Source organism: Sporosarcina ureae (assembly GCF_002101375.1).
GTDB lineage: Bacteria > Bacillota > Bacilli > Bacillales_A > Planococcaceae > Sporosarcina > Sporosarcina ureae_B.
Map to the genome: position 1 here is coordinate 433,238 of NZ_CP015207.1, position 12,282 is coordinate 445,519.

General features: G+C 44.5%; 8 protein-coding genes, 1 other RNA gene and 1 other annotated feature. All 9 genes read right to left on the reverse strand.

Translation table 11 applies throughout. The annotated features are described in order from the left end of the window. Positions 1–3: 3 nt before the first annotated feature. Positions 4–771, reverse strand: a complete 768-nt coding sequence (locus tag SporoP8_RS02090; RefSeq protein WP_085130991.1) for a tRNA threonylcarbamoyladenosine dehydratase — start codon at positions 769–771, stop codon at positions 4–6. Between the two features lie 133 nt (positions 772–904). Beyond that, positions 905–1,085: non-coding RNA, 6S RNA (gene ssrS, locus SporoP8_RS02095), on the reverse strand. Positions 1,086–1,160: 75 nt separating this feature from the next. Next, positions 1,161–2,930: an aspartate--tRNA ligase gene (gene aspS, locus SporoP8_RS02100; RefSeq protein ID WP_085130992.1), complete on the reverse strand. Its 1,770-nt coding sequence runs from the start codon at positions 2,928–2,930 to the stop codon at positions 1,161–1,163. Between the two features lie 477 nt (positions 2,931–3,407). Further along, positions 3,408–4,670 carry a histidine--tRNA ligase gene (gene hisS, locus SporoP8_RS02105; RefSeq protein WP_085130993.1) on the reverse strand — a complete coding sequence of 421 codons (1,263 nt, stop codon included), beginning with the start codon at positions 4,668–4,670 and terminating at the stop codon, positions 3,408–3,410. A 74-nt stretch (positions 4,671–4,744) separates the two neighbouring features. Continuing rightward, positions 4,745–4,963, reverse strand: a binding site (T-box leader). Positions 4,964–5,201: 238 nt separating this feature from the next. Beyond that, positions 5,202–5,642: a D-aminoacyl-tRNA deacylase gene (dtd, locus tag SporoP8_RS02110; protein WP_085130994.1), complete on the reverse strand. Its 441-nt coding sequence runs from the start codon at positions 5,640–5,642 to the stop codon at positions 5,202–5,204. Positions 5,643–5,657: 15 nt separating this feature from the next. Beyond that, on the reverse strand, positions 5,658–7,856 hold the full coding sequence (locus tag SporoP8_RS02115; protein ID WP_085130995.1) for a RelA/SpoT family protein: 2,199 nt from the start codon (positions 7,854–7,856) through the stop codon (positions 5,658–5,660). Between the two features lie 149 nt (positions 7,857–8,005). After that, positions 8,006–8,518 carry an adenine phosphoribosyltransferase gene (locus SporoP8_RS02120; protein WP_085130996.1) on the reverse strand — a complete coding sequence of 171 codons (513 nt, stop codon included), beginning with the start codon at positions 8,516–8,518 and terminating at the stop codon, positions 8,006–8,008. Beyond that, complete coding sequence (gene recJ, locus SporoP8_RS02125; protein ID WP_420066731.1) at positions 8,509–10,554, reverse strand: single-stranded-DNA-specific exonuclease RecJ; 2,046 nt, start codon at positions 10,552–10,554, stop codon at positions 8,509–8,511. The genes SporoP8_RS02120 and recJ overlap by 10 nt, the downstream gene beginning before the upstream one ends. A 1,002-nt stretch (positions 10,555–11,556) precedes the next feature. Next, entirely contained in the window at positions 11,557–11,847 is a 291-nt protein-coding gene (locus tag SporoP8_RS02130) for a single-stranded DNA-binding protein (protein WP_085130997.1), read from the reverse strand. Between the last annotated feature and the right edge of the window lie 435 nt (positions 11,848–12,282).

The window sequence follows — 12,282 nt, forward strand, 5'->3', positions numbered from 1 at the left end:
CCTTTATTTGGCATCATTGACACGTTCCACAGGAATATCTGCCACTATATCATTTAATACCCAACTGGCGAGAATTAAACCCGCCACCGACGGACAAAATGCATTGGAAGCTGGAGGCATTTGTGCTTTTCGGATCGATGCATCGGCATTTCCGACCGTTTCAAGGACATCTTCACGCACAACAATGGGGCTTTCATCCGAGAACACAACAGGTACACCTTTAGGAATACCCAGCTTGCGCAAACGAAGACGCATCACTTTTGCTAATGGATCTGTATGCGTTTGCGAAATGTCCGCAATCCGGAAACGTGTTGGATCCGTTTTATTGGCAGCGCCCATGCTCGAAATCACTTTAATTCCACGTTCGACACATTGCTGGATCAAATGAATTTTATAGCTGATCGTATCTGAAGCGTCGATCACATAATCCGGCGCGTACGAGAAGAATTCTTCAGACGTTTCCTCAGTATAGAACATATGTAGATCAATCACTTCACAGTCTGCGTTGATATCTGCAATTCGTTCTTTCATGACAGCGGATTTAGAACGCCCTACCGTCGATAAATAGGCGACGAGTTGGCGGTTGATATTGGTGACATCAATCGTATCTTTATCGACTAAAATAATACGTCCAACTCCTGTCCGCGCACATGCTTCAGCTGCAAATGAACCGACTCCCCCGACGCCTAAAATCGCAACTGTCTTGCCCTTCATTCTCTCTACGCCTTCTTTACCTATCGATAATTCATTTCTCGAAAATTGATGTAACATCCATACCGCATCCTTTATCATAAATTGTATTTACTCTATCCTAAAACAGTCTGCTGCACTCGCGCAACTAACTGAATTTTAGGCAATAAAAAACCTCCTTGCGTAAGCAAGAAGGTGAATGTTTGTAAGAAAGTGAAATCCCGACTGTGCCGTCTTTGAATATCGCTTTGAACCCGCTAATAGCAGGTGGGTGTCCTGTATAACCCTTTTGACGTCCCGTTTAAAGGCATGTCAGCCAAGCTATAACGTTGAACTCCCGACGATAAGATGTTGGGTCAAAACTAATTTACAAATGACGAACACTTCAGGATTTCTACTACCTTCATCTTATCACATGTTTTTTTATAATTCAATCAATTTGAGCGAAGTCTTTTAAAATAGTTGTTTACTCACTTTTTTACTGGTTCAGCAACTACTTTAATCCCAAGTTCTTTTAACTGTGCATCATCCACAGTACTTGGTGCTTCAGTCAATAGATCACTTGCACTAGCTGTTTTAGGGAAGGCAATCGTGTCACGCAAGTTGGTAGATCCAGCAAGCAACATCACGATACGGTCTAGACCGAACGCAATTCCACCGTGTGGAGGTGTACCGTATTCAAACGCATCCAACAAGAAGCCAAATTGTTCGCGCGCTTGCTCTTCCGTGAATCCAAGTGCCTTGAACATCGCTTCTTGTACGTCACGCTGATAAATACGCAATGATCCGCCACCTAGCTCATAACCGTTCAACACTAAGTCATATGCTTGGGCTTTTACAGTTTCAGGACTTGTTTTCAATTCTTCCACATCAGCAGGCATCGTGAATGGGTGATGAGCTGCGTAATAACGGCCATCTTCCTCGTCGTACTCGAATAACGGCCAGTCCGTCACCCATAGGAAGTTGTATTGAGATTGGTCAATCAAGTCTAATTCTTTTCCAAGCTTCAGACGCAATGCACCGAGTGAATCCGCTACAACAGATTTCTTATCTGCACCGAATAAGAATAAATCTCCAGGTTCTCCGCCGCCAGCTACTTTTAGCGCTTCGCCGATTTCTCCATCGAAGAATTTCGCAATGGGGCCATTGAAGCCGTCTTCCGTCACTTTCAACCAAGCCATACCTTTCGCGCCATACACTTTTGCAAACTCGCCAAGTGCATCAATATCTTTACGTGAATATTTATCCGCCGCGCCTTTAACGTTGATCAATTTAACTTGGCCGCCCGCTTCAACTGCGCCAGCGAATACTTTAAATGAAGAGTCTTTGACGATTTCAGATACATCCGTCAATTCCATACCGAAACGAGTGTCCGGCTTATCTGAACCGAAACGTCCCATCGCTTCATCATATGGTATACGTTTAAATGGAGTTTCAACATCCACTTGTTTAACATCTTTCATTACTTTCTTGATTAAACGTTCGTTAAGCTCCAAAATTTCCTCGATTGACATGAAGCTCATTTCCATATCAATTTGTGTGAATTCCGGTTGACGGTCTGCACGCAAGTCTTCATCACGGAAACAACGAGCGATTTGGTAATAACGGTCGAAGCCGGATACCATCAATAACTGCTTAAACAACTGTGGGGACTGTGGCAATGCGTAGAATTCACCTTCGTGAACACGGCTTGGTACTAAATAGTCACGCGCGCCTTCAGGAGTGGATTTCGTTAGAATTGGTGTTTCCACTTCCAAGAATCCTTCTTCATCCAAGAAGTTACGCACTGTTTTCGTAATATCTGAACGCATTTTGAAAACTTTTGCAAGCTCTGGGCGACGAAGATCGAGGTAACGGTACTTCAGACGCGTTTCTTCACCTACGTCCGTTTCGTCTTCAATAGTAAACGGTGGGTTTTTCGCTTCGTTGACGACTTTCACTTCCACGACTTGAACTTCTATTGCACCCGTTGCAATGTTTTTGTTCTTCGTACGCTCTTCACGTTCGATGACGAGACCTGTGACTTCGATGACGTATTCGTTACGCAATGTTTCAGCGATTTCGAGAGCTTCTTTTGAGATATCTGGGTTGAAGACCGTCTGGACGATGCCTGCACGGTCGCGGACGTCGATGAAGATGAGTCCGCCGAGGTCACGGCGCTTCTGCACCCAGCCTTTAAGCGTGACTTCTTCTCCGATTTGTAGTTCTGATAAGTTCCCACAATAATGTGTGCGTTGCATAGTGACTACACTACCCTTCTGATGTTTGAGTTTGTATTTTTAATTTAAAAAAGTAAAAGTACTATAGAGAGTGAAATGGTGTTGTGCTTGGGATTTACGCTTCAGAGGGGACGCGTTCCAGAGGGCCCGCGGTGAGCCAACTAGGTCGCTGTGCTCCCTTTAGTTGTCTCACCTGTCGGGCTGATCCTCCCGGAGTCGCCCCTCTTACGCTCCAATCCTAAGTGGGGACTATGATTAATTAGTGACTCCATTGAAATTTATGAGTGAATAAGTGTACTGCTTTTTAATTCTTTAAAATTTAAATTCAAGAACAGTAACAGAGTACTCCCTACTCTAAAGGTAGGGAGTGGAGTGCAGAGCGGCGACTCCCGCGGGATAAGCATGAGCCAAGCGAACCCTTCGCTGTTCGCTTGGCTCAAGCCATGCCCGTAGGAAAGCGTCCGCTCGGAACGGAAATCCCCATGACGTTACAAGCTCTTACTTCTCCAATTCCCCAATCAATTCGTCAACCGTAACCTTTTTCTGTTCTCCGCCCGCCATGTTCTTCAGCTGAACGACGTTTTCGTTCACTTCGTCTTCGCCGATGACGATGACGTAGTTCGCTTTCAAGCGGTCAGCGGACTTCATTTGGGCCTTCATCTTGCGGTCCATGTAGTCCATCTCGCTGCGTAAACCATTCTCGCGTAGCTTGCCGAGAATCTCGAAGCCTTTTTCTCGTGCTGCATCGCCAAGTGTGACGATGTAGACGTCGAGTGACGGTTCGTCCGTGAAAGATTTTTCTTCCGCTTCAAGCGCTAGCAAAAGCCGCTCGATGCTAAGAGCGAAGCCGATACCCGGTGCTGGTGGGCCGCCGATTTCTTCAGCGAGTCCGTTGTAACGTCCGCCACCACATAGTGTCGTGATCGCGCCAAAACCTTTGGATGTGCTCATGATTTCAAATGCAGTGTGGTTATAGTAATCCAGTCCACGGACAAGATTGGGATCGTATTCGTACTCGATGCCTGCGATGTCCAAGTAGTTCTTCACTTTTTCGAAGTACGCGCTCGATTCTTCATTGAGATAATCCGCGAGTGAAGGCGCTGTTTTCATCAATGGATGTTCTCTATCCACTTTACAATCCAAAATTCGTAATGGATTTTTCTCTAGACGGTTTTGGCAGTCCGAACAGAATTCCGCAATATTTGGGCTAAAGTGTGCAATCAGCGCTTCTCGGTGTGCATCGCGTGATTCTTTGTCGCCAAGTGAATTTAGTACCAGTTTGATATCCGAAAGACCTGTTTTCTTATAAATATTCATTGCCAACTCGATTACCTCTGCATCGATTGCTGGATCATCACTGCCGATTGCCTCTACGCCAAATTGGACGAATTGACGGTAACGGCCAGCTTGTTGACGCTCATAGCGAAACATTGGACCTGTGTAGTATAGCTTCACGGGCTGATCTGCGTAGCCAAACATTTTATGTTCGACGAATGAACGCACGACTGGCGCTGTACCTTCTGGACGCAATGTCATCGAGCGATCTCCTCGATCCGTGAATGTGTACATCTCTTTTTGCACGATATCTGTCGTATCACCGACTGTGCGCTGGAATAATTCGGTTTGTTCGAAAATCGGTGTGCGGATTTCCTTGTAGTTGTAAACGTCACAAATCGAACGAGCGATCTTTTCAACGCGCTGCCATTTCCAAGAAACATCAGGAAGAATATCCTGCGTACCGCGGGGAACTTTAAAATTCATTAGTAAAACTCCTTTCGATTATCTAATAACGGGCGAACTTTCTGAGAACACAAAAAAGCTCCCATCCCTAATAAAACAGGGACGAGAGCTTGTAGCTTCCGCGGTTCCACCCAAATTGACACAAAAGTGCCCACTCGAATCCGGATAACGGCCGGTTCCGTCCACGCCTACTAATTTCAGCATGAATCCTCCGTGGTGTTGTTCACTTTACGGTTCTGTCAGGGAATTTCAGCCAAGTTCCCCGTTCTCTTTCCAGCCTATAGTAAAGGTATTTTCCACATCATCGGTGTGTGAATTAATTCGATTACTATCTATGTTAGTCGTAACTGCTACTACTGTCAACTTCTTTAGTGAATTATATATGTTGGTCAGCACTAGCAAATGCTCATTCAAAACATTTATCCGCTCTATTAACGTCCATAAGCGCTCTATGAAACGTCCTAACCGCTCTATGGCACCTGGTATCCGCTCATAGACCTACGTCAAGCGCTCTATCACGACCCACATCCGCTCATAGACGCACCACTTCACTTACCTAGACTCAATCATCAACGTCACAGGACCATCATTCGTCAACTGCACGTCCATCATGGCACCAAATTGGCCTGTTTCAACATAAAGTCCAAGACTGCGCAGTTGTTCATTGAAGTATTCCCACAACGGTTCTGCCACATCAGTTTTGGCCGCCTCGATAAAACTTGGACGGCGCCCTTTTTGTACGTTGCCATACAAAGTAAACTGAGATACGGACAAAATCGCGCCATCGACTTCTTTGATTGAACGATTCAATTTTCCTTCATCGTCTTCATAGATACGCAAGCCAGCAATTTTATTCGCAATATACGAGGCGTCTTGTTCGGTATCGTCATGTGTGATGCCGACAAGCAACACATAGCCAGTTGAAATGGAGCCTGTAATTTCTCCGCCAACTGTTACGGAAGCGTCTTTCGCACGCTGTAATAAAACTCGCATGTTCACATCTCCTAATTAGTTCATAACTCGTTCTACAGAATAAACGTCTTTGATTTGTTTGATTTTATCGACGGTGCGTTGCAAATGCGCGATGTTTTGGATTTTAATCGACATATGGATATGGGCGATATCATCCTTGTCTGCTTTGCCACTCACTGCGGTAATTGGCGTATTCATATCGGCGACGACCATCATCACTTCATTGAGTAAACCTTGTCTATCGAATGCGGAAATTTCAATATCGACTTGGAATTCTTTGCGAACTTGATCGTCTTGCAATGCCCAGTGGACTTCGATAATACGTTCTTGCTGTCCTTGTTCAGACAATACGTTTGGACAATCGGTACGGTGCACGGAAACGCCACGGCCACGTGTAATGAAACCGACAATTTCATCGCCGGGTACCGGGTTACAGCACTTCGAAATACGGATCAGCATATTGTCAATGTCTTTGACGATCACACCTGATTCCGTCTGTTTTTCCGGCTTTGGCGCTTGAATTTCTGAGACGATTTTATCAATCGTTTCTTTCTTCACGCGTTCTTTGCGCATTCGCTCAGCTAGTCGATTGACTACTTGTTGCGCGGTAATGCCACCGGAACCGACTGCAGCATAAAGGTCCTCTTCAGAAGTGAAACTGAATTTTTCAATGGTACGCTGCATATTTTCTTTACTCAACGCTTCCTTGATATCATACTCTTCTTCTTTCAGTTCCTTCTGAATCATCTCGCTACCTTTGTCGATGTTCTCGTCACGCAATTGCTTTTTGAAATATTGGCGGATTTTATTTTTCGCTTGTGAGGTATGCGCTAATTTTAACCAATCACGGCTTGGACCAAATGACTGTTTCGAAGTTAGAATCTCGACGATATCACCTGTTGATAATGACGAATCAAGCGGCACGATTTTACCATTCACTTTAGCCCCGGTCGTCCGATTCCCAATTTCAGAGTGGACCCGATAGGCAAAGTCGATCGGTACCGATCCTTGCGGCAATTCGACAACATCTCCGTCCGGTGTAAACACATAGACCATGTCCGAAAATAAGTCAAACTTCAATGATTCCATAAACTCCTGTGCATTAGAAGATTCATTTTGAATTTCCAAAATCTCACGGAACCATGTCAATTTCGAATCAATATCACTCGCTAGTTTCGCGACTTGTTTACCTTCTTTATATGCCCAGTGAGCAGCCACACCAAATTCTGAAATCCGGTGCATCTCTTCTGTCCGAATTTGTACTTCGAGTGGATCTCCTGCAGGTCCGACAACAGTCGTATGGATAGATTGATACAAATTTTGTTTCGGCATGGCGATATAATCTTTGAATCGTCCCGGCATCGGCTTCCATAATGTATGAATGATTCCAAGCGCCGCATAGCAATCCTTAATGCTCTTCACGACAATACGTACCGCCAGTAGATCATAAATTTCATTGAACTCTTTTTTCTGGATAACCATCTTTTGATAAATAGAATACAAATGCTTTGGTCTACCATGAATTTCTGCAGCGATACCCATTTCATCCAGTTCGACACGCATCTGATTCATGACGTCTTTCAAATACTGTTCGCGTTCCGTCCTCTTTTGCTTCATCAAATTGACGATACGATAATATTGTTGGGGATTGGAATAACGCAACGCAATATCTTCCAGTTCCCATTTAATCGTGGAAATTCCGAGGCGATGAGCGAGTGGTGAGAAGATCTCCAACGTTTCTTCCGATACCCGGCGTTGTTTCGCTGCCGGGACATGCTTCAATGTCCGCATATTATGCAATCGATCCGCAAGTTTGATTAAAATGACACGGATATCCTGCGCCATCGCAATGAACATTTTGCGGTGATTTTCCGCTTGTTTTTCTTCATTGGATCTGAATTTTAATTTGTCGAGCTTCGTTACGCCATCAACGAGCATGGCGACTTCATCACCGAATTCACGAATAATATCTTCGCGGCTAATTTCCGTATCTTCCACCACATCATGTAGAAAGCCCGCTGCGACCGTTTCCGGATCCATTTGAAGACCCGCCAAAATTCCTGCGACTTGAATCGGATGGTTGATATACGGTTCACCTGAAGTCCGAAACTGCCCTTCGTGCGACTTTTCAGCCATCACATATGCCCGCCTGATGAATTCGACGTGTTCTTCGTTCATATATTTGGAGACCAAGTCGTATATGTCTTGTTCTGTCAGGTCTTGATTTTTCGCCATTGACTTACCCCTTTCAGCCTATTCTGTAAATATTTAGACAATAGTTTTTAGTAGTATATGTATATTATCACCTATATGTAAAGCGAATCAAACTCAGCGCCTATATTTATATAGCAAGAATCCTCCGCATTAAGCGAAGGATTCCCTCATCAGTACGTAATTAATGCCTTGATGTTTTCATTCGTCAACTTTTCGCGACCGTTCAAGTACGATAGTTCGATCAAGAATGCACAGCCAGCTACAACGCCACCAAGTTTCTCGATCAATTCGACTGTTGCGCCGACCGTACCACCAGTTGCAAGTAAATCATCGACAACGAGTACGCGTTGGCCAGGCTTGATAGCATCTTTATGGATCGTTAACTCATCTTGTCCATACTCTAAGTCATAAAATACCGAGATCGTTTCGCGTGGTAATTTACCTGGCTTACGAACCGGTGCAAAACCGATTTCAAGTGCATAAGCAACAGGACATCCGATGATGAAACCGCGTGCTTCTGGCCCCACGATGATATCTACGTCCAATCCCTTCGCATACTCAACAATTTGGTCTGTCGCATATTTATATGCTTCTCCGTTATCCATGATCGTCGTGATGTCTTTAAAGCTGACACCCGGCTTTGGATAATCGTCTACAGTCGTTACAAACTTTTTTAAGTCCACAGTTTTTCCTCCTCAACAGCATCTGTCTCACGCAAAGAGTCGAATACTTTCTTCAAGTCCTGATACGGAGCATAAAGCAACAACTCTTCCAGTTTGATCTGCTGTTGGCGTTTTTTATAAGATGGCGCTTCTGCCAAATCTCGTTTGCCGGCAGAAGTAAGCATCGTCACCTTACCATTCTCTAGTGTAACAAATTCCAGTTCATAAAACACTTTTGTCATAAACTTTATCACATCTTTTTTCCAACCTTTATGTTTGGAAAGCATATCGATTTGATTGTGTATATCAAATGTCTCACGCTTTTTCAAAAAGCTGTAATACCAACCAAATTGTTGGCGATCTGGTATCTTTTCGAAGTACATCGAATCATGCACATGCAGATGAAGATACACTCGGTCGGCACGCGTCTTTTCCATCACTTGTTTCAACTGTTCTTCAGCCTGAGGCATATCGAGCAATACAATAGCTGAAGAAAGACGAAGTTCGTCGCGTCCAATTAAAGCAATCGGAATATCTTTAAAGAATGGAGCGAAATGTTGGATAGCTTCTTCACTGAACGCAATAAATTGGGCTTGATCCGGAATCAGCGGCAACCATCTAGCTGGCTCTCGGATTCCACGGTAATCAAACAGCTGCCACTCGTCACATTTCACATCTTCGACAAGTAACTGCGCTTTTTTGTTCCCGTTCCATTCATTAATTTGCAAATCACCCGTCAAACTAAGCTTACTTTGCGGTGCCATTTCGTCTGCCAATGCCCCGGCTCCGAAGTAGATTGCATCTAGACGTTCAGTATGGTCGCCCATTTCAAGCTTCAAATGATCTTTCGCTGTACCGATTTTACGGACAGATATCGTGTCGAGCCGCTCCAATAAGAAAACTGGCTTCGGGAATCCCATTCCAAACGGTCGGATTTTCTCGAGCGCTTCGATTGAGGCGATATCAATTTCATCCAGCGCAAGCGGCACATCGATGGATAAAATAGGCTGTAAATCCTCTTCCGTCAATACTTCCTTCGCCTGTTCATTCAAATTCGAACGCAATAATTCAACGTCCTCTAGTTTCAATGACATCCCAGCAGCCATCGCATGCCCTCCGAAATGTGGCAGAATTGACGCATTCTTCGATAATTCTTTATATAAATCAAAGCCCTCAATACTACGCGCAGAACCTTTCGCCATTCCTGTTTCATGGTCGATCGACAAAATGATGGAAGGACGGTAGTATTTCTCCGTCAGTCTCGATGACACGATGCCGACGACACCCGGATTCCAGCCTTCCCCTTCTACGACTAGCACGTGAGGAACTTGATCGCCATAACGGATTTCCACTTGCTCTTCCGCTTCCTTTGCGATTTCTTTCACTAATTGTTGCCGTTCTTTATTCAAATCATTCAATTCTTCTGCAATTCCGAGTGCTTGTTGCTCATCTTCTGCCTTTAATAAATCAACTGCTGGATCTGCATCGCCAAGTCGGCCCGGTGCATTCAGACGTGGACCGATCGTAAAGCCGATCGTTTCTTCCGATAAAGCATTTTGTTCATGACCGCTCACTTGCATCAACGCCTTAATTCCAGGACGTTGCGTGCGGCGCAATCTACGGATGCCTTCTTTCACCATATAGCGATTTTCATCTTCTAACGGAACCAAGTCCGCGATCGTACCGATGGCAACGAATTCTAGCAAGTCGAGTGGCGGCTCTCCAAGTAAAGCAGAGGCTAGTTTGAACGCTACACCGACACCTGCAAGTTCTCCAAATGGATAATTGCCATCGGGATGACGTGGGTGGATGACCGCATCCGCGTCAGGCAAGACGTCACCCATTTCGTGGTGGTCCGTCACGATCACTGACAGTCCAAGCGACTTGGCGAAAGCGATTTGTTCAATGCCTGAGATTCCATTGTCTACTGTGATCAAGACTTCTGTGCCTTCTGTATGTAGTTGTGCAAAGTAGTCGCTGTTCGGTCCGTAACCGTGTTCAAAACGGTTCGGGATGGCGAAGTTCACTTTCGCACCAAGACGTTCGAGCGCTGTCAAGAGCACTGTGACACTTGTTACGCCGTATAGTGATAGGTAAGCTTTTGAGTTTATCGCCAGCTTTTCCCCCACTTCACACCGTGCGTGAGACTTTCACCTCACACGGCGTTCTATCGAAAAATTTCAAAACTTTGGTAATCTACATAACTTAACAGAATTCACTTGTTCGTTTGTATGTCTAATCGTCCAATTAGATAGTTAATTGCTGTAGTTCCAATTTCTTTCGTAGCGTATTTATTTTATTCAGTCTTTGTGAGTTGGTTAGTAATTATTTATACTTAAAGAATACTTCTTCATCTATTGTATGGATTAAAGTGGTGATTCTTTTAGTCATACTCGAATCTGTGTCTGTTATGCATTTATAAGTCTTTGAAATATCCGACTAGAGCCTATCCCTCCACCACTTATTATCATGGTTTCAAAGGTACTATGGCTCCACTCTCACGAAAGGTAAATCAGTTTTAATAGGTCGCCCTTTTATCTACTGAACTGCTTCTCAGGTAGGTTAATACCTCCGCATCCTTCGCTTTCCACGTTCCAATTTCTTTATCCTTACATATATCTTTAGGTTTCTCCTATGGTCCTGCATGCTTGAGCTTGCCTGTAACAAACTATGGATTTTCATAACGCCAGATTTTTACTCATCCACACATGCGATGGCACTACCACCTATCACATTTCTGTGACAACTACGTCTAGACCCGTACATTCAGAGATTCGTCAGTGCTTGTTCAGCACATTCTAACCATAGATACTTTATGGACTCCCGGCATATGGGACACACCATCCACCTCTGGACAGCTTTCGTGTCAGGTACTCGCTATGCTCTCCCTAACTTACGGTATCTCTCTGCCGACTTCACCGAGCTTCATACCTTTCTACTATAACCTTAGAAAAGGCATGTCGGAGTATCAGAGTAGGCATTTCAAGGCGTTACCCCATCATTCTACCTATCAAGAAATCAGTTCTCCTAGGATTTCTCCTAGTGTCTAAGCTTTTCACTTAGAAACGTGTCGCACCCGCATCATAATCTCCAAAAATTGTAATTTGCTGTTGTGTGTCGATTGCATGTTGGATGCAATCGACGGCTTCTTGCATGTCATGTAATAAAAACGGGTCATGTAAGTCGGACTCGTCCATGTGCAGATACGCGTTTGCTTGTTCGCTTGTCGTGATTCCGCGTGCGACAAGTATTTTTGTCAGCATCGTGGAAAGCTTCAAGTCCTTTGCGAGCTGGTTGACGAGTTCTTCATCTGGCCGATCGATTTGCCATCTTTTTTTTGATTGTATCAATGCTTTCACATCCTCTGTTCTTATTATAGCTAATGAAGATGGAGACTGAAAGGAAACGGGATGGAAAGATGGGGAGTAAGAACAGGATAGCATCGTTTTCTTCCTATAAGACCTGCAGAGGTAGTTGATATAAAGAGTGAGAGATAGCAGTTAGCCTCATAGGCATAGTAAGCCGTTGCTCGAGTGGGCGAATTTGAGAGTGCTGTAGTTGTACTTGCACTACTGAGTGGTCATGATGTAGATTGTGGTTCTAGCAAAATAAGAAATTTTGTACATTACTTAACAGAGAAATCCTTATGGCAGAGCGACTACACGGCTGCCGGTCTTGCTCACTTTTTGTTGGGGACGTGGCTCGACTGATTATCTGGTACTAAAATTAGCGAGTGTTCACTTTTTGGACCCGCGCAGGCACGTGGGGGATTGCCTACAGCCATG